Origin of the sequence: Microbacterium sp. IO18 (genome assembly GCF_049099505.1) — a bacterium.
Classification (GTDB): Bacteria; Actinomycetota; Actinomycetes; order Actinomycetales; family Microbacteriaceae; genus Microbacterium; species Microbacterium aurugineum.
Map to the genome: position 1 here is coordinate 1,655,365 of NZ_JBMJAF010000001.1, position 17,671 is coordinate 1,673,035.

The window sequence follows — 17,671 nt, forward strand, 5'->3', positions numbered from 1 at the left end:
GAATTATGCGCCCGAGTACCGATGGCGTCAACGGGGTCTGTGCGCCTGCGCCTGCGCCCCCTCAGTCGAAGAGGTAGCGCTGCACGGTCGGACCGACTCGTCCGACGAGTTCATCGACCGATGCACCGGCGAGCGCGGGGAGCCGCAGCACGTAGCGGGCGATCAGCATGCCGGCGATCTGCGAGGCGACGAGAGCGGCGCGCAGATCGGCATCGTCGGTGTCCAGACTCCGAGAGACGCGGGAGAGCAGCTCGCGCGAGAGGAAGCCGGCCAGCAACGGGGTCGTCAGCCGGCTCCCCACGGCGGTGCGGATCAGCATGACCCCTCGCCGGCGCACCTCCGGCTGCTCGAACGCCTCGAGCACGTACCGGACGAGTCGCTCACCGACGCCGTCGCGAGATCCGGCCAGGATCCGCGGCACGTCGATGTCGGGACGCAGAGGGATGCCCACGGCCTCGGCGAAGAGGTCGGCTTTGGTCCCGAAGTAGTGATGCACGAGCGCGGAGTCGACACCGGCGCGGGCCGCGATCGAGCGGACCGTCGCCCCGTCGTAGCCCTTCTCGGCGAAGTCGTCGACCGCGGCCGCCAGAATGCGCGCCCGTGAGTCCGAGGCACCTCTCGGGCGTCCTCGCCGGCGCGGTGACTTCTGCTCGGTCATGCCCGCCAGCCTACGACTTCGTTCCCCGCGATCGACCCGGGCTCAGTCGAGCAGATGACGGAGGTAACGCGTGGGGTGGTCGAGGAACGAGCGCCAATGCTCCACGATCTCGAGGTCATCCCAGTCCGCCGGACGCACGCCCCACTCCCCGACCTCGAGGATCTTCGCGCCGGGGAGGGCCGCGAGGACCGGCGAATGCGTCGCGCAGAGCACCTGGCCCCCCTCGTCGGCGATGCGGCGGAGCACCGCGATGAGGGCGAGCGTCGAGGTGAAGGACAGGGCCGCCTCGGGCTCGTCGAGGCAGTAGAAGCCCGGCTCGTCGAACCGGCTGTCCAGCAGCGCGAGGAATGACTCCCCGTGGCTCATCTCGTGGAACGGAACGTCACCGCTGGCCGAGGGGTTCTCTTCCAGATACGTGTAGAACGAGTGCATCGTCTCGGCGCGGAGGAAGAAGCCCCAGCGATTCGCCCCCACTCCGCGCTGCAATCGAAGCCAGTCCGACAACGGCGACTCCGTCGCGCGCGTGCGGTGCCGTGCCTGCCGTGACCCGCCCTCGGGCGACAGTCCATACGCCAGCGCGATCCCTTCGACCAGAGTGGACTTGCCACTGCCGTTCTCGCCCACCAGAAAGGTCACTCCGGGGTCGAGGTCGATCCCTTCGCGGAGCACCTGGGCGACGGCGGGGATGTTCGTCGGCCACTCCCCGTCGGGCGTCGGGGCATCATCGTTCGGCCGAACGGCGACCACCGGCTGCTGCCGTCGACGGCGAGAGCTCGGCTCCCAGAACGCATCCATCGTGCTCCCTCCGCGCGTGACGTCTCGTGGAGGCTATCGCCACCCGCGGACACGATCACGATCGGGCGGTCAGCACTCGATGACGTTGACCGCGAGACCGCCCTCGCTGGTCTCCTTGTACTTCGTCGACATGTCGGCACCGGTTTGGCGCATCGTCTCGACCACGGCGTCCAGGGACACGTAGTGGCTTCCGTCGCCGCGCAGGGCGAGTCGGGCCGCCGTGACCGCCGTCGACGCGGCGATCGCGTTGCGTTCGATGCACGGGATCTGCACGAGCCCGCCGATCGGGTCGCACGTGAGACCGAGGTGGTGCTCCATCGCGATCTCCGCCGCGTTCTCGATCTGACGATTCGTACCGCCCATCACCGCCGTGAGTCCGCCGGCGGCCATGGCGCATGCGGATCCGACCTCGGCCTGGCATCCACCCTCGGCTCCGGAGATCGACGCGTTCGCCTTGAAGAGCGATCCCAGAGCCGTCGCAGTGAGCAGGAAGCGGCGGATGCCACGGCGACGGTTCGCCTCGGCCATCTGCTCCTCGTCGAGACCGCTGGCGCTCTCCAGCGTCCGCACATCCGACTCGAATCCCAACAGCGCGCTGCCGACGAGTTCACCGTAGGGGGTCACCGCGTTGCCCGCTCCCAGCCCCGAATCGGCGAGGAACCGCCACCAGTACATCGCGACGGCCGGAAGGATACCGGCGGCTCCGTTCGTCGGGGCCGTCACGACCCGTCCGCCTGCCGCGTTCTCCTCGTTCACCGCGAGCGCGAAGGCGCCGAGCCACTCGCCCGGCAGCTCACGATGCCCGTCGGCCTCGACCGCCTCGAGCTGACCGCGGATCACTCCGGCCCGCCGCTTCACCTTGAGGATGCCCGGGAGGGTTCCTTCCGCGTGCAGACCGGCGTCGACACAACCCGCCATCGCATCCCAGATCGCGTCGAGTCCGGCAGCGACCTCTTCCTCGCTGCGCACGGATGCCTCGTTGAGTCGCGCGACCTCGGCGATCGACAGCCCGTTCTCGTCGCAGAGGGCGAGCAACGAGGCAGCATCCGCATACGAGTACGGGAACCCCGCGGTCGCGAGCTTCGCCTCCTCACCGTCCCTGCGGATGAATCCTCCGCCCACCGAGTAATAGGTCTCCTCGGCGACGACATCGCCCGCTGAATCCCGCGCGGTGATCGTCATGGCGTTCGGGTGCCCGGGAAGCCGGGTGCGCGGCGCGAAGACGATGTCGTCCTTCACGAACGGCACCTCGTGGGTGCCGTCGATGCGGATCACGGCACCCGCGGGGAGGTCGGCCCAGGCGGCACGGACCTCAGCCGGGTCGCACGTCTCCGGCGTGAGCCCACGGAGCCCGGCGACGACGGCGTCTGGAGTGCCGTGGCCGATCCCCGTTGCACCGAGCGAGCCGTAGAGCGCGACCTCGACACGGCCGACTCGCGCCAGTGCACCGCTCGCCGTGAGGCGTCGCGCGAAATCGAGAGCCGCCCGCATCGGTCCGACCGTGTGGGAGCTCGAGGGACCCACTCCGATCGAGAAGAGGTCGAAGGCCGAGACGTACGCTGTCACCCTTCCAGGCTACGCCGGATTCACCGGTTCGGTTCACCTCGGTTAACTCGACGGGGAGTCAACCCCCTTCCGGCGAGCGCGCGGGCGGGGCATCGTGGTCCGAGGACATCGCCGAAAGGGGTCACCATGACCGACACCACTCCTGAGCCGGAACCCACCGACGAGCTCTCTCCTGAAGCGCAGACTCCGACGCCCAGCCCTTCTTCGGACACGAGCCAGGCAGAGGCGACGACCCCCTCCGAGGCCGAGTCGCCGGAAGACGCCGACCCGAGCGAGGTCCCGAGCACCGAGGAACTCGAAGAGCCGAGCACCGAGAAGGACCCCGGCGAGGAACCCACCGCGCCGAAGCGGGATGAGCCCGAGCCCGACCACGAGGCCGTCGGCATCGGCGTGATCGACACCGAGGAGCCGCAGGCCGGCTGATCCGTTCGCCGAGACCCCCGGTCGCCGCCGAGACCCCACCCTGCAGCCGACGATGGGGCGGGGTCTCGACGATGGGGCGGGGTCTCGACGATAGGGCGGGGCCCTGGGCGGACTACTCGACGAGCTTGCCCTCGGTGTCGACCTCGCGCATGAGCTCGGCGATCTCGGGTGCGACCTCCGGGATCTCCTCGCGGGTGACGCCGGCGGTCGGCGACCACACCAGGTTCACCTGCAGCGTGGGGTCGGTGTCGGGGAAGTCGCTGCGGTTGTGGCATCCGCGTGTCTCCCGACGCTCCAGCGCCGCTTCGAGGGTGGCGCGGGCGGCGAGTGCCGACGCCTTGAGGTCGAAGGCGTGGGCGAGGTCCTGGAACCCCGCGATGTCCGGGTGGATCCCGATGTCCTCCATCCGCCCTTCGATCATGTCGAGGTCGGCGAGTCCGGCGAGCAGCCCTTCTTCGGAACGCACGACCCCCGCGTACTCGGTCATGAGGTTGCGGATCGCGCGTTGCAGCGCCCGGACGTTCTCGCGCCCCTCCGCGGCGAGGAGGTCGTCGATCTCGGCACGCGCCTCGGCCACCGCCGTCGCCGAGCGGCGCTGGGCATCGAGGCCCGCGGCATGCTCCATGGCCGCCTGACCGACGATGCGGCCGTACACGAGCAGTTCGATGAGGGAATTACCGCCGAGTCGGTTCGCGCCGTGCAGTCCGCTCGAGGCCTCACCGATCGCGTAGAGCCCGTCGACATCGGTCTGGTGGTCTTCCGGTCGCACCCAGACGCCACCCATCGAGTAGTGCGCCGTGGGGGCGATCTCGATCGGGTCGGTCGTGATGTCGAGCATCTGCAGTTCCATCATCGTCTGGTAGACGCGGGGGAGCCGGGTCATGATCGTCTCGCGGGGCAGGTGCGACACGTCGAGCCACACACCGCCGTTCTCCGTGCCTCGGCCTTCCTTGATCTCGGTGTAGGCCGCGAGCGCGACGCGGTCACGGGTCGACAGCTCCATCCGCTCGGGGTCGTACTTCGCCATGAACCGCTCGCCGAGGGCGTTGCGCAAGATCCCGCCCTCTCCGCGGGCGGCTTCCGAGATCAGGGTTCCCGCAGCACTCTCCGGCTCGATGATGCCGGACGGGTGGAACTGCACGAGTTCGGGGTCGCGCAGTCGGGCACCCGCATCCACCGCGAGACGGAACGAGTCGCCGGTGTTCTCATCGCGGCGGGATGAGGTGCGCCGCCAGATGCGATTGTGGCCACCGGCCGCCAGGATCACGGCGTCCGCGTGGATCAGGTAGCGAGTGCCATCGGCCTGATCGAATCCGTAGGCACCGAACACCACGTTGTCGCGCACGAGCAAGCGGGTGATGTAGACGTGGTCGAGGATGGGCACGTCGAGCTGCTCGGCCTTGCGCACGAGCGTGCGCTGGATCTCGAGGCCCGTGTAGTCGCCGGCGAAGGCCGTGCGACGGAAGGTGTGCGCACCGAAGAACCGCTGCGAGATGCGCCCATCGTCTTCGCGAGCGAAGTCCATGCCCCAGCGCTCCAGGTCACGGATGCCGCGCTCCGCGCCCTGCGTCACGATCTCGACGGTGTGCGGATTCGCGAGCAGGTAGCTCTCCTTGATGGTGTCGGCCGCGTGCTGCTGCCAGCTGTCGTCCGCATCCATGGTCCCGAGCGCCGCGTTGATGCCTCCGGCGGCGAGGGACGTGTGCGCATCCTGCCGCGGCCGTTTGCCGACGGCGAGCACATCGACGCCGTGCTCGGCGATCTCGATCGCCGCTCGCAGCCCCGATCCGCCGGTACCGATGACGAGGACGGTGGTGGATATCTGACGTTCGCGCGTAGCCATGGAATCCACGCTAATTAGGGGATCCTAATAACTCCAATGCATAGTCTCACTGGAAACGATACGCGTAGACTATGGTCATGAACCTCGAGCAACTCCGCGGGTTCGTCGAGGTCGCGCGTCTCGGACACTTCACCCGCGCCTCCGAGCACCTGCACCTGGCACAGCCGTCGTTGAGTCGTCAGATCTCCACCCTCGAACGTGAGCTCGGCGCCGAGTTGTTCCACCGGGCACGGGGCCACATCTCGCTCACCGCCGCCGGAGAGACGCTCCTCCCCCGCGCGCAGCGCATGCTCGCCGATGCCGATGCCATCCGCGATGAGATGGGAGAGCTGGCGGGACTCCGCCGCGGACGCGTGCGGCTCGGGGCTCCGCCCACCCTGTGCATCAGCCTCGTCGCCGAGGCCGTCAGCTCGTTCCACGCCGCCTACCCCGATGTCGACCTGCACCTGACCGAGAGCGGCTCACGGCTCCTGGTCGAACAGCTCGCCGTCGGCGCCGTCGACATCGCGCTCATCACCGCGTCCGACGGTCTTCCCCCGGCCGGCGTGAGCTTGGCCAGGATGTCGCTGCTCGCCGAGGAGCTCGTCGTGGTGTCCTCGGCTGCGGAGCCGCCGCTGACGGATGGACCTGCCATCGACCTGGAACAGCTGGCCGCTCTCCCCCTCATCACCTTCGGCGAGAGCTACGAACTGCGCGCGACGACGGATGCCGCCTTCCGTGAGGCCGGCCTGACACCTCACCCCGTGCTGGAAGGGGCCGAGATGGACACGGCCCTCCGCTTCGTCGAGCGCGGCCTCGGCGTCGCCGTGGTGCCGGCGATGGTCCTCTTCGATCGGCCGGGCCTGCGGTCGGTGCGACTCTCGCACCCCATGATGACGCGGACGGTCAGCCTGGCCCACCGTTCGGACGTCACTCCGGCGATCGCCGTGGCAGCGATGCGGAAGGCGATCGTGTCGACGTCCGCGGAGGTCGCGCGCCGCGATCCCGCGATCACGAGCCTGCTCTGACCGGGTCGACGACCCGGAACAGCAGAAGGTCCCCGCCGCTTTCGCGACGGGGACTTTCTGTACTGTCTCAACACAGTGTGCGCCCGAAGGGACTCGAACCCCTAACCTTCTGATCCGTAGTCAGATGCTCTATCCATTGAGCTACGGGCGCCCAGCCCGCTCAGCGGGCCGTGGAACAGCCTACAACAGTCCAGACGCGAAAGCGAAACGGGACCTCAGTCCCCGGCCGCCGCAGCTTTCTGCTGTTTTTTCCGACGCTTCGCCTTCGCTCTCTGCTCCGAGGAGAGTGCCTGCAGGTCGACGAGACGCAGCGCCTGCATACGGGCTTCACGCATTCGCCCGTAGTCGGGATCATGGTCGGGGCGCATGCCCTCGACCCGCAACCGGCGGTCGAGGTTGTGCCGCACATCGGCCCAGGCGGCATCCCTGGCCTCTTCCACGATCTGCGCGAGGCTGTCGTGATCCTGCATCATCTCGCGCAGGCGCTCGGCCACCCCGGTGGACTGCTTCGCCCGGCGTCGGAGGTTGCGGACGTCGCGGTCACGATAGTCGTGCGTGCCCACCGGATCGGAGTGCCTCCCCCTCGCCCGCTTTCGCAGCGCAGTGACGGTGGCGGCGGCCTCCTCGGACTCCTCGGCCATCGCCCGCAGCGCCTCGCGCGCATCGTCGATGTACTTGTCCATGTCGAAGACGCCGTCTTCCGCGATGGTGCCGATGAGGATGTGGTTCTTCACGGCGAGGCGCGCGGCAGCGGTCGCGATCGCGACGCCTTCGGCGATGGCATCCGCTGTCCGTCCCACCGGTACCTCCTCTCCTTGAGCGTACCGGTATCACTACGGCCCGGTGTCGGCCAGAATGGTTCGGAATCAGCTTGCCCCACCCATCCGACATCCGCGGGTTCGCACCCGGGTCGCGCCCGCAGGAGACACATGAGACACCTCGATCTCGTCGGCAGCACCACGGTGATCACCGGAGCCGCGAACGGGATGGGCGCCGACATCGCCCGGCTGCTCGCCGCACGGGGAGCGCACCTGGCCCTGATCGACCACGATGCCGCAGCGCTCGAGGCGATCGCCGGAGAGCTTCACGACAGCCGGGTGACGACCCACGTCGTCGACCTCCGCGACGATCAGGCCGTGTTCACCGCCGCCGCCGCGATCGGCGACGCACACCCGCGGATCAATGCACTGATCACGTGCGCCGGGTCGTCGATGCTCGGCAACCTCGACCAGCTCACGATGGAAGAGATGCGCTGGCTCACGGATGTGAACCTCTGGGGCACGGTCTCGATCACCAAGGCGCTGCTGCCTGCGCTCCGCGCGGCACCCGCGGCGCACATCACCCATCTCGCCAGCGTCTACGCTCTGGCCTCCCCGGCCGGACGCATCCCCTACGCCATGAGCAAGTTCGCCGTGCGGGCCTTCTCCGAGGCTCTGCGGCACGAGCTCGAAGGCACGTCGGTGAGCGTCGGCGCGGTCTACCCCTCGGGTGTACGCACCGGGATCATCCTGCACGGACGTTACGCCGCGGCCATCGACCCCGCCGTCGCCGCCCGTGCCGCCGCCGCGCAGGCCGCGATGTACCACACGGAGCCCGCGGAGGCCGCCGCCCGCATCGTCCGGGCCACCGAGCGGCGGGCGGCGAGGACGATGGTCGGACGCGAGGCGCGCCTGATCGACGTCCTCGTGCGGATCCTGCCGTCGTCCTATTGGCGAGTGATGCGGCGCCCCCTGCGGGACGCGGTCGACACGACCACCCCGGTGGCGTGAGGACGCCTCAGCGGACCGCTCCGACCCAGATCCCCGACGCCCAGGCCTGCTGCTCGCCGTTGCAGCCGACCGAGCCCGGATAGCCCCGGACGGCGGCCATGCAGTTGGCCAGGAACTCCGGGTCGCCGCCGAACATCGAAGCATAGGCACCCGACGACGTCAGCGCACCCCACACCCGGAACTGGTAGATGTGCGCGAGTTCGTGCGCCATCGCCCAGTTCAATCGGCCCGAGCTCCAGTTGGCGATGTCGGCGCGGTACTTGATGTACCCGTTGCTGTTGGCACATGCCGGTGCACTCCCGCCGGCGCACGACGAGGACTCGTACAACCCGACCCCGCCACCCCCGACGAGGTCCAGTGCCGCCCGCACCCGGGCGTAACCGCCGGGACCGCTCGAGGTCCAGGCCGGCCCTCCCGGTCCGGCGCTCTGCGCGGCGAGCGCGGCCTGTGCGGCTTGAACCTCGGTGCCGACCTTCTCCGTCAGCGCGTGCACCGTCGCGGTCGCCGCCGTCACGGTGTCCGGGTTCACCTTCTCGGCCAGCACCGTCTGCTGGGCGGAGAGGGCCGCGGCCCGGTGCGCGGCCGTGTCGACCACCCCGCGTGCCCCGTCCAGAGCGGCGGCGAAGGCGGTGAGCTCGGTCACGAAGGCCGGGCGGACGGCGAGCACCGCCGCGCGTTCCGCGGTGTCCCGCTCGGCGCGATCGACCGCCCCATCGAGATAGTCGGTGCGCTGGGTCGTCTCGTGGTATTCCCGGGTGAGGGAGCTCAGCTCGGCCACCGCCACCGCACGTTCCTGGTCCAGCGCGTTCGCCCGCGCGAGCACCCCGGCGGAGAGCATCACCGTCATCGCGACCACGACCGCCAGCATCCGCCGGATCACGGCAGGAACCCCGTGGTGTCCGCGATCTCGCCATCCTGCTCGGCGATCTGCGAGCGGAGGGCGGTGAGCTTCTCAGCCAGATCCAGATTCTCGCCCTGGGACTCGTCCAGAGCACGCTCGACTCTCACGATCTCCGCCTTGACGGCGTCGACAGCGGCTGCACGTTCCTGGTCGGCGAGCGCCACGACGACCACTCCGCCGAGCAGCAACAGGCATCCGACCGCGACAGCAAGATTCCGCATCTCGCTCCCCAGAACAGCGCAACATTTCCGGACCGACTCCGATCGCACCAATATACAACCGATGCCGTCGCCGTTGCTCCTGACTTCGCGCGGCCGACCGTCGTCGCGATCAGACCATCAGGTCGCTGCTGCGCGCGAGGCGGCGTTCCGCGGCGGCCTGGCCGCTTGCGAGGTGCGCCGGGATGATGCGGCGGAGCGCTCCCGTGTCACGAGCCGTCATGGCTTCCAGGATGATGCGGTGCTCGTCGGCCATCGCGAGGAGGTCGTCGTGCTGACCGAAGAGCCACCTCAGACGCGTGAGGAACACCGCGATGAGTTCCCCGAACATCTCGTTCCCGGCCAGCTCGACCGCGATCTCGTGGAACTCCGCTGCGGCGATCCTCGCGGCCTCGGCGTCGTCAGCTTCGGCGGCAGCGAGCTCGCGCTCATAGGCGCCGCGCATCCGGGCGATGCCGGCCTCGTCGTGCCGTTCCGCCGCGAAGACGAAGATCAGCGTCTCGATGGCCTCGCGCACCTCGGCGAAGTCCTGGATGTCACGTCGCGTGAACTCGCGCACGACGGCCCAGGTGCGGGGGCGGGCGACGACGACCCCTTCGGCGACCAGCGTGCGGATGGCCTCGCGGACGGGAAGGCGGGACACGTTCAGCTCGGCCGCGATGTCGCGCTCCACCAGCCGGGAGCCGGGGGCGCGCCGCCCGAGCACGATGTCGTCACGGAGAATCCTCGTGACCCTCACCGACTCGAGTTCACCGTTTCCCCCCAAAGCCCCCGCCATCTGGGCATTCTCGCACTCCGCGGTCGGATCATCAACTCTTTGGTATCCCAACACGCCCGGCCGTGCGCGCCCGAGCGGGCACGACGAGTGCGCGATGCACCCCCACGCCCGCCCGGGATCCGATCAGGGCAGCCGGTTGGCGGCGGCGATGTTCGCGGTCAGCTCCGCGGCGTTCTGCCTCACGACATACGCGGGACGATCGCGCTCGACCCGCCACGACTCGCTGAGCGGCCCGACGTTGACCGTGTCGAAGCCGGCCTCGTCGTAGAAGCGCGTCACGAACGCGACGGCCTCCGCGTCGTCACCGGCCGTGGCCAGCGCGCGTCGATCAGCGGTCCCGGCCGGCGTGCCGTCCGCGGTGATCTCGGACGCGTAGATGTGATTGAACGCCTTCGCGATCCTCGACGTCGGGAGCGCGCGCTGCACGAGCTCCGACGTCGTGGTCTCCCCCTTGTCGAGAGCCTCGATGCGCCCGTCGCGCTCGAAGTAGTAGTTGTTGGTGTCGAGCACGATCTTGCCCGCCAGCTGCTCAGCCGGGAGCTTGTCGATCGCATGGAGCGGCACGGTCACGACCGCGATGTCCGCTGCGGCGGCGGCATCCTCCGCGGTGGCCGCTTTCGCCCGCGGTCCGAGCTCGGCGACGAGGTCGGCGAGGGTCTCCGGCCCGCGCGAGTTCGCGATCACGACGTCATAGCCGTTCGCCACCGCCACCCGGGCGACCTGGCTGCCGATGTGTCCTGCACCGATGATTCCGAGAGTTGTCATGTTCGGCCCAACGCAGCTCGCGCACGACTATTCCCTCCGCGTCCTCCGCTGACGCGCCTCAGAGCTCCCGAAGCAGGCTCTCCTCCGTGCGGCGATAGCCGAGCTGCTCGTACAGGTCGATCGCGCCGGTGTTGAAGCCGAAGACGTGCAGCCCGATGGAGTCCGCACCGAGCCGGCGGGCCTCGCGTTCGGCGGCGTGCATCAGCGCACGCCCGTATCCCTTGCGACGCTCAGCGGTGTCGACCTCGATGTCGAGCACGAAAGCATGAGGGCGACCGTCACGGACGCGCATGCCGAGCCAGAGGATCCCGACCTCCGCACCGTCCACCGAGGCGGTGAACAGTGCCTGCCCCTTCGTCTCCACTCCCTCCGGAAGCTCCGCGACCAGCTGGCGATGCGATTCGGCCGCCGCTTCCTCGGGCGAGTATCGGCCGGAGGCGACGAGATCGTCGGCGAACCCCTTCTCCGAGGCGGCGACGAACCGGGGGAACCGCTCGGCCGTCATGGGCACGACGTCCACGTGCACGGGAACCTCCCGCACCGGCAACGGCTCGAGGACCATCTGGATCGACGCCACCTCGAACCCGCGCCCCTCTAGCAGAGCGTGACCCGCCGCGTCGTGCGGGAACAGCGGTGCGCTGATCCGCGCCACGCCCCGGTCCCTCGCGATCGCCAGGATCTGCGCGAGCACATCATCGTTCCGGGCATCGGAGAGCGGCTCCTCGACGGCGAGCTCCAGAAGGAAGAGCTTGTGTTCGCCGACCGCGAGCCAGAGGGTGCCGAGCTCGCGTTCGTGCTCGTCCACGATGCGCAGGATCCGCACGGTCGGGGTCGCGAGGCCGTCCGGTAGCAGCTCCGCGAAGAACGCGTCCGCGAAGTCGACCGCGTCCGCGCCGATCCGGTACCCCGACGCCCGGTTGCCGTCGATGACCCGCTGCCTGGCCGCGCTGCGCCACTCCTCGAAGCGTTCGGCGGGCAGAGGACTCAGCTGCAGAGGCATGCGTCCATCCTGCACCTCACCCGCGTGTGAGCGCGTCCTCCGCGGCGACCCAGGCGAGCATGGCGCACTTCACGCGGGCCACGTACTTCGACACCCCTCCGAGAGCGGCCGCATCTCCGAGCAGCTCCTCGTCCGGTTCGATCTTCCCCCGCGATCTCATCGCCTCGCGGAACGCGGTGATCCGCACTTCGAGCTCCGCGACGGTCAGCCCCTCGGCGAGCTCGGCGAGCAGGGACGCCGACGCCTGGGAGATGGCGCATCCGTGCCCTTCCCACGCGATCGCCTCGACGCCGCCGTCGGGACCACGATGCACTTGCAGCGTGATCTCGTCACCGCACGTGGGGTTCAGCTGGTGCGACTGCGCCGCGATCTCGTCACGCAGACCGTATCCGTGCGGAGTGCGTGAGTGGTCCAGGATCAGCTCCTGGTACAGGTTCTGCAGGTCGCTCATACGCCCCTCCGGAAGAAGTCGATCGCTCCGGCGACGCCCTCGATCACGGCGTCCACCTCGGCATCGGTCGTGTACAGGTAGGTACTCGCCCGCGTGGACGAGGTCACTCCGAGGCGCCGATGCAGCGGCTGCGCACAGTGGTGCCCGACCCGCACGGCGATACCGAGGTCGTCGAGGAACTGCCCCACATCGTGGGAGTGGATACCGGCGACGTCGAAGCTCGCCAGGCCCACGCGCGGGCGATCGATGTCGGCGCCGAGCACGCGGACCCCGTTGATCGCACCCAGACCGTCGACGAGGCGCCGACCGAACGCGGCCTCGTGCGCGGCGATGCGCGACATGCCCACCTCGGTCAGATAGTCCACGGCCGCGGCGAGCGCGATGGCCTGCGACACCCGTTGCGTGCCCGCCTCGAACCGCTGCGGCGGCGGAAGGTATTCGGCCTCCGTCGTCGTCACCGTGGTGATCATGGACCCGCCGGTGAGGAACGGGGGCATCGCGGCCAGCACCTCGCGCCGACCGTAGAGCGCGCCGATCCCGGTGGGGCCGAGCATCTTGTGCCCGGACAGCACGGCGAAGTCGACGCCGAGCGCCCGCACGTCGAGCGGGAGATGCGGCGCCGACTGGCACGCATCGAGCACGGTCAGCGCGCCGACCTCGCGGGCCGCGGTGACGAGGGTCTCGACCGGATTGATCACGCCGAGCACGTTGGAGACGTGCGTGAACGCCACGAGCTTCGTGCGTGCGGTGATCAGGTCGGCGGCGACGTCGAGCCGCAGCGCGCCATCGTCGTCGAGCGGGATGACCTTCAGCGTCGCCCCGGTCCGCGCGGCGAGTTCCTGCCACGGGATGAGGTTCGCGTGGTGCTCCATCTCGGTGGTGACGATCTCGTCTCCCTCGCGGAGGCGGAATCGTTCGGCCTCCGCTCCCCCACGCCCGAGTGACGCGTTCGAGAGCGAGTACGCGATGAGGTTGATCGCCTCCGTCGCATTCGATGTCCAGACGATCTCGTCCTCGTCCGCCCCCACGAACCGTGCGATCGTGCCGCGGGCCTCTTCGAACAGCTCCGTCGCCTCTGCTGCCAGAGTGTGCGCGCCCCGGTGCACGGCGGAGTTCAGAGTGGTCGAGAACTCGCGCTCGGCGTCGAGCACCGCGAACGGGCGCTGCGCGGTCGCCCCCGAATCGAGGTACACCAGGGGATGCCCCTGCACCTGTGTGCGGAGGATCGGGAAGTCCTCACGGATTCGCCGCACCTCGTCCTCACTCAGGGGGGCGATCACGTCGACGCCGGAAGAAACGCTCATCGTTCCAGTTTCCCACCTGCACGACAGGCGTGGGCCCGCACGACCGCTCGACCGCGGACGTCCGCCCCTCTAGGCTCGACCCATGATCGCCCCCGACACACTGCTCGCCCTCATCGCGGCGGCGTTCGTGATGGTGGTGATCCCCGGCCCCACCGTGCTGTTCACGATCGGACGGGCGATGTCGCTCGGCCGGATGGGCGGATTCCTCAGCATCCTCGGGACAGCCGCCGGCTCGATCGTGCTCGTCGTCGGCGTCGCACTCGGTGTCGGCACCGTCATCGCGCAATCGGTCCTGCTCTTCACGATCATCAAGGTGCTCGGCGCCGGGTACCTCGTCTACCTCGGCGTCCAGGCGATCCGCCACCGGAAAGACGCGGCGCGCGCTCTCGTCGCGGAGCAGGCAAGACGCTCCGGATGGCGTCTGCTCCTCGAAGGATTCGTGGTCGGCGTCACCAACCCTAAGTCGATCGCGTTCTTCCTCGCGATCCTGCCGCAGTTCGTCGACCTGCAAGCCGGGTCGGTGCCCGCCCAGCTCTTCGTGCTCGGTGTGATCGTCGTGGCGATCGGTGTGACCTGCGACGCGGTGTGGGTGCTTCTCGCCAGTGCGGCGCGCGGGTGGTTCGGCCGCTCTCCGCGTCGAGTCGAAGCGATGGGCGCGACCGGAGGCGGGCTCATGATCGCTCTCGGCGCGTTCCTGCTCGTGTGGAGCGAGAAACCTGTGAGCGCCTGAGCGGCCGGCGCGAAGCACGCGGACTCACATGCGGACGAACCGCGCACGGGCGATGCAGAACACCCCGTAGACCGCCAGTCCCACCCCGACGGCACCGAGGAGGACGGGCCCGAACGGCAGCACCAGCAGGCTGTGCAGAGCCGCGTCCAACCCTGCCCCCTTCTCCGGGTCCTGCGTCACGGCCGCCACCACGAAGAGCACCCCGGTCACCCCGACGGCGATGCCCTTGCCGAAGTACCCGATGACGCCGAGCGTGACGATACCGCCGCGGGCGACTCCGGAGGGGAGGTCGAGCAGCTTCTCGAACCCGCGGGTGAACCCGCCGACGATGAAGCCGACCCCGACTCCCGCGACGGACAGGCCGATGACGACGAGCAGTGCCACTCCTCCGGGGGCCGCCAGCACGACCGCGCTGAGGGTCTTCGACGCCTTCTCCGAGTCGGCGTGGCCACCCACCGCGTAGATGAACGCCATGCCTCCGACGACGAGGTAGGCGAGGGAGATGCCGACGAGCTTGATCCGCTGACCCCACTTCTTCGTCTCGGCGGGATCGGTCGCGAGGAAGGCACTCGCGACCTGCCAGGCCGCCAGGGCGAACAGTCCCACGGCGATGAGCACCAGCAGCAACCCGCCCACGGGATTCTGACGGATCTGCTCCATCGCTCCGTCCTGATCCGCGTCACCGGATGCGCCCGCGGCGATGGAGATGGCGATGGAGCCGAGGACGACGTGGATCAGCCCGAGCACCACGAAGCCTGCGCGCGCGATCCTTCGGAAGGCGGAGGAATCCTTGGCGACCCGTGCGGCGTGCTTGACCGTGCTCATCGATGAAGAGTATCCGTCACGGCGCACCGCCAGAAGAGGCTTGATTTCACGACGCAGTCGTGCGGGCGTCAGGTGGCCGGTGCCACCGGCTGCCGGAGGATCGTGCGCAGCTTCGCCGGATCGCTGCGACGCGGATCGCTCAGATAGATCTCATGGTGCCGCCCTCGCATCCGCAGCCCGTTCTCGGGGATGAAGCGGTGATGGAGATCGTCGAGCACAGGACCCTCGTCATCGAAGGGGCCGATGTGCAGGGTCTGCACACAGATTCCTTCGTCGAGGGTCTCCAGTCGCACGCCTCCGAGTGCGGGCAACGGCTCCTTCTTCTTCGCCGCCTTCTGCGCCACGGCCTCCACGGCGTCGGTGAACATCTCCGCGGTGATGTGGTCGCCGACCATGATCATCATCGTCCACAGCCACGCCGACTTGTCGCGACGCGAGGTGAACGACTCCATGTCGGGCGCATGCCAGAGTCCTTCGAGTGGCATCACCACGGTGTCGATGCCGAGTTCCTTCCGGCTGGCGAACTTGAGCGTGTACGCCACCGGGAACAGTGCGGAGACGGCCTCGGCGTACGCAGGAGCCGTGTTCGGATCCCCCGCTCCGTCGATCGCCAGATACTGCAGAGGGGGAACCTCGACGACACGGAACTCACCCCGTTTCGCCTGGTACGCATCGAGCGTCTTCTTCGGGTCGATCGCCGCCATGACGTGCCTCCCTGGATCGTGTGCCCAGTCTTGCACCGGGGTCCGACACCCGTGCCCGACTTCTGCGGTCGGATGCGGTCATCTCCCGCTCAGAGCTCGACGGGCGGAGCGGGCTCCGTCTCGGCTTCTTCCGGGTGACGAGCGAGGTTCACGATCCCGGCGACCAAGCCGCCCCAGACCGTGACCATCGCGATGACCATCATGACGATCGCCGTCGTGGTCATGCGCCGGTTCCCTTCGTGGTCGTGTCGATCAGTGGGATCGCCGAGGTCTCCGCATCGGGTTCGTATTCTTCCTTCGAAAGGAATTCGTCGTACTCGGGATCGTCCTTCGCATGCGAACGCCCGCTCCACGGCAGAGCCGAGAGGATCAGCGCCAGCACGACCAGGGCGATGACCATCCCCCAGCCGAAGATCGCGAGGAACCAGGCAGGGTAGCCGCTGTAGGGCTCGGACGTCTTGGCGATGAGCTCGCTGATGAAGAGGTACCCGAGCACCACCGGTGCGAGGATGCCCACGAGCACCTTCCAGATCGTCCCTACCCGGAAGCTCGAACGCCGGTTCAGGTGCTCCGCCAGCACCGGCAGCTTGTGCAGCAGCCAGGCCACGACGATCACGGCCACCAGCGCGACCGCCATGATGCCGAAGGAGTTGACGAAGGCATCCGCCGTGTCGAGGACCGACAAGGCCGTGGTCGTCGAGAAGAGCGCCATCGAGATGATCGCCAGCGGGATCGTGACCGTGAGCGTGGTACGCACTCGAGCCCAGCCGAGTTTGTCCTGCAGCGCGGCCACGATCACTTCGAGGATCGAGATCAGCGAGGTGATACCGGCGAAGACGAGGGCGCCGAAGAACAGGACGCCGATGATCGACCCGCCTGTCGCCTGCGACACGATCGTCGGGAAGGCGACGAAGGCGAGTCCGATGCCGGAGGAGGCGACACCGGCTACCTCCGTGCTCTGCGCCTGCGCCATGAAGCCGAGAGCCGCGAAGACGCCGATCCCGGCGAGGATCTCGAAGCCGGAGTTCGCGAATGCGACGACGAGTCCCGAGCCGGTGAGATCGGTCTTGCGCTTCAGGTAGGAGGAGTACGTCACCATGATGCCGAAAGCGACGGACAACGAGAAGAAGATGTGGCCGTACGCGGAGGCCCAGACGCCGGGATCGGCCAGGGCCTCCCAGTTCGGGGTGAAGAACGCGTTCAGACCGTCCATCGCCCCCGGAAGGAAGAGGGACTGCACCACGAGAATCGCGAACATGAGGGTGAGCAGAGGCATCAGGATCATGTTCGCCCGGCCGATGCCGCGTTTCACTCCGAACGCCATGATCACGATGACGATCAGCCAAGCCGCGACCAGGGGGATGCCCACCTGCGGCACGAACTGGGTGGAGACGCCGACGTCCGCGACTTTCTGGGACTGCAGGAAGTCACTGAAAAAGAAGGCGTCCTCGTTGCCCGCGCCCCAGGTGAGCTGGGCGGAGAACCACGTGTACATCGCGGCCCAGGCGACGATGACGGCGTAGTACACCGCGATCACGACGCAGATGAGGACCTGCCACCATCCGAGGGGCTCGGCCGCACGGTGCAGCCGCCGGAACGCCAGCGGTGCCGACCCGCGGAAGCGGTGGCCGATCGCGTAGTCGAAGAACAGCAGCGGGATGCCGGCCGTGAGGAGCGCGCACAGATAGGGGATGAGGAACGCTCCGCCACCGCCTTCGTAGGCGACGTAGGGGAAGCGCCAGATGTTGCCGAGGCCGACCGCCGATCCGATCGCCGAGAGGATGAACACGTTGCGCGAACTGAAGGCTTCGCGTTTATGGGTCTGCGTCGCTGCGGTGGCCATGCGGGCGAGACTACCCGAGGGGGCGACCGGTTCACACTCCGTGCACAGAGTTCGTGAAAGCGCGTCGCGTAATCTCAACATATTGGGGACC

The 17,671-nt window shown here is 68.7% G+C and carries 20 protein-coding genes and 1 tRNA gene; 4 read left to right on the plus strand and 17 right to left on the minus strand.

What is annotated here, in order from left to right; translation table 11 throughout:
* Window positions 1-61: 61 nt before the first annotated feature.
* The 3 genes from ACLF6J_RS08020 to ACLF6J_RS08030 form a co-directional block, all read right to left on the minus strand.
* Window positions 62-658: a TetR family transcriptional regulator gene (locus ACLF6J_RS08020; RefSeq protein WP_047521216.1), complete on the minus strand. Its 597-nt coding sequence runs from the start codon at window positions 656-658 to the stop codon at window positions 62-64.
* A 42-nt stretch (window positions 659-700) separates the two neighbouring features.
* A complete protein-coding gene (locus tag ACLF6J_RS08025) occupies window positions 701-1,453 on the minus strand; it encodes an AAA family ATPase (protein ID WP_134352966.1) in 753 nt (250 codons plus the stop codon).
* Between the two features lie 69 nt (window positions 1,454-1,522).
* A complete protein-coding gene (locus ACLF6J_RS08030) occupies window positions 1,523-3,019 on the minus strand; it encodes an L-serine ammonia-lyase, iron-sulfur-dependent, subunit alpha (protein ID WP_134352965.1) in 1,497 nt (498 codons plus the stop codon).
* A 126-nt stretch (window positions 3,020-3,145) separates the two neighbouring features.
* On the opposite strand from ACLF6J_RS08030, the gene ACLF6J_RS08035 reads away from it, so the two are divergent.
* On the plus strand, window positions 3,146-3,442 hold the full coding sequence (locus tag ACLF6J_RS08035) for a hypothetical protein (RefSeq protein ID WP_134352964.1): 297 nt from the start codon (window positions 3,146-3,148) through the stop codon (window positions 3,440-3,442).
* Between the two features lie 112 nt (window positions 3,443-3,554).
* Here the strand turns inward: ACLF6J_RS08035 and ACLF6J_RS08040 are convergent, their stop codons facing one another.
* Window positions 3,555-5,285, minus strand: a complete 1,731-nt coding sequence (locus ACLF6J_RS08040; RefSeq protein WP_131494384.1) for an L-aspartate oxidase — start codon at window positions 5,283-5,285, stop codon at window positions 3,555-3,557.
* A 71-nt stretch (window positions 5,286-5,356) separates the two neighbouring features.
* Here ACLF6J_RS08040 and ACLF6J_RS08045 point away from each other — a divergent pair, with 71 nt between their 5' ends.
* Window positions 5,357-6,292 (plus strand): LysR family transcriptional regulator, encoded by a 936-nt coding sequence (locus ACLF6J_RS08045; protein ID WP_421076852.1) that lies wholly within the window; start codon window positions 5,357-5,359, stop codon window positions 6,290-6,292.
* A gap of 78 nt (window positions 6,293-6,370) precedes the next feature.
* Here the strand turns inward: ACLF6J_RS08045 and ACLF6J_RS08050 are convergent.
* Together ACLF6J_RS08050 and ACLF6J_RS08055 are read right to left on the minus strand one after the other, a co-directional pair.
* Window positions 6,371-6,443, minus strand: a tRNA-Arg gene (locus ACLF6J_RS08050).
* A gap of 64 nt (window positions 6,444-6,507) precedes the next feature.
* On the minus strand, window positions 6,508-7,092 hold the full coding sequence (locus ACLF6J_RS08055) for an asparagine synthase (protein WP_134352962.1): 585 nt from the start codon (window positions 7,090-7,092) through the stop codon (window positions 6,508-6,510).
* Window positions 7,093-7,221: 129 nt separating this feature from the next.
* Between ACLF6J_RS08055 and ACLF6J_RS08060 the strand changes: the two genes are divergently transcribed.
* Window positions 7,222-8,061 (plus strand): SDR family NAD(P)-dependent oxidoreductase, encoded by an 840-nt coding sequence (locus ACLF6J_RS08060; RefSeq protein ID WP_131494385.1) that lies wholly within the window; start codon window positions 7,222-7,224, stop codon window positions 8,059-8,061.
* A gap of 7 nt (window positions 8,062-8,068) precedes the next feature.
* Here the strand turns inward: ACLF6J_RS08060 and ACLF6J_RS08065 are convergent, their stop codons facing one another.
* The 7 genes from ACLF6J_RS08065 to ACLF6J_RS08095 form a co-directional block, all read right to left on the minus strand.
* Window positions 8,069-8,941 (minus strand): hypothetical protein, encoded by an 873-nt coding sequence (locus ACLF6J_RS08065; protein ID WP_244093593.1) that lies wholly within the window; start codon window positions 8,939-8,941, stop codon window positions 8,069-8,071.
* Window positions 8,938-9,183 (minus strand): hypothetical protein, encoded by a 246-nt coding sequence (locus tag ACLF6J_RS08070; RefSeq protein ID WP_134352961.1) that lies wholly within the window; start codon window positions 9,181-9,183, stop codon window positions 8,938-8,940. Before ACLF6J_RS08070 ends, ACLF6J_RS08065 begins: the two co-directional genes overlap by 4 nt.
* Window positions 9,184-9,292: 109 nt before the next feature.
* Window positions 9,293-9,958 carry a GntR family transcriptional regulator gene (locus ACLF6J_RS08075; RefSeq protein WP_134352960.1) on the minus strand — a complete coding sequence of 222 codons (666 nt, stop codon included), beginning with the start codon at window positions 9,956-9,958 and terminating at the stop codon, window positions 9,293-9,295.
* Window positions 9,959-10,081: 123 nt separating this feature from the next.
* Window positions 10,082-10,723: an NADPH-dependent F420 reductase gene (locus ACLF6J_RS08080; RefSeq protein ID WP_134352959.1), complete on the minus strand. Its 642-nt coding sequence runs from the start codon at window positions 10,721-10,723 to the stop codon at window positions 10,082-10,084.
* A gap of 58 nt (window positions 10,724-10,781) precedes the next feature.
* Window positions 10,782-11,723 carry a GNAT family N-acetyltransferase gene (locus ACLF6J_RS08085; RefSeq protein ID WP_134352958.1) on the minus strand — a complete coding sequence of 314 codons (942 nt, stop codon included), beginning with the start codon at window positions 11,721-11,723 and terminating at the stop codon, window positions 10,782-10,784.
* Window positions 11,724-11,739: 16 nt separating this feature from the next.
* Entirely contained in the window at window positions 11,740-12,174 is a 435-nt protein-coding gene (gene sufU, locus ACLF6J_RS08090; RefSeq protein WP_047521238.1) for a Fe-S cluster assembly sulfur transfer protein SufU, read from the minus strand.
* Window positions 12,171-13,478: an aminotransferase class V-fold PLP-dependent enzyme gene (locus ACLF6J_RS08095; RefSeq protein ID WP_134352957.1), complete on the minus strand. Its 1,308-nt coding sequence runs from the start codon at window positions 13,476-13,478 to the stop codon at window positions 12,171-12,173. Before ACLF6J_RS08095 ends, sufU begins: the two co-directional genes overlap by 4 nt.
* Before the next feature lie 82 nt (window positions 13,479-13,560).
* Here ACLF6J_RS08095 and ACLF6J_RS08100 point away from each other — a divergent pair, with 82 nt between their 5' ends.
* Complete coding sequence (locus tag ACLF6J_RS08100; RefSeq protein ID WP_134352956.1) at window positions 13,561-14,208, plus strand: LysE family translocator; 648 nt, start codon at window positions 13,561-13,563, stop codon at window positions 14,206-14,208.
* Window positions 14,209-14,232: 24 nt separating this feature from the next.
* Here ACLF6J_RS08100 and ACLF6J_RS08105 read toward each other — a convergent pair whose 3' ends face one another.
* From ACLF6J_RS08105 to ACLF6J_RS08120, 4 genes are all read right to left on the minus strand, one after another.
* Window positions 14,233-15,033, minus strand: a complete 801-nt coding sequence (locus tag ACLF6J_RS08105; RefSeq protein ID WP_421076853.1) for a DUF1206 domain-containing protein — start codon at window positions 15,031-15,033, stop codon at window positions 14,233-14,235.
* Between the two features lie 68 nt (window positions 15,034-15,101).
* Window positions 15,102-15,737, minus strand: coding sequence for a GyrI-like domain-containing protein (locus ACLF6J_RS08110; protein ID WP_134352954.1), 636 nt, complete (start codon window positions 15,735-15,737; stop codon window positions 15,102-15,104).
* Window positions 15,738-15,826: 89 nt separating this feature from the next.
* Window positions 15,827-15,961, minus strand: a complete 135-nt coding sequence (locus ACLF6J_RS08115) for a methionine/alanine import family NSS transporter small subunit (protein WP_134352953.1) — start codon at window positions 15,959-15,961, stop codon at window positions 15,827-15,829.
* Window positions 15,958-17,580, minus strand: coding sequence for a sodium-dependent transporter (locus tag ACLF6J_RS08120; protein ID WP_134352952.1), 1,623 nt, complete (start codon window positions 17,578-17,580; stop codon window positions 15,958-15,960). The genes ACLF6J_RS08115 and ACLF6J_RS08120 overlap by 4 nt, the downstream gene beginning before the upstream one ends.
* Between the last annotated feature and the right edge of the window lie 91 nt (window positions 17,581-17,671).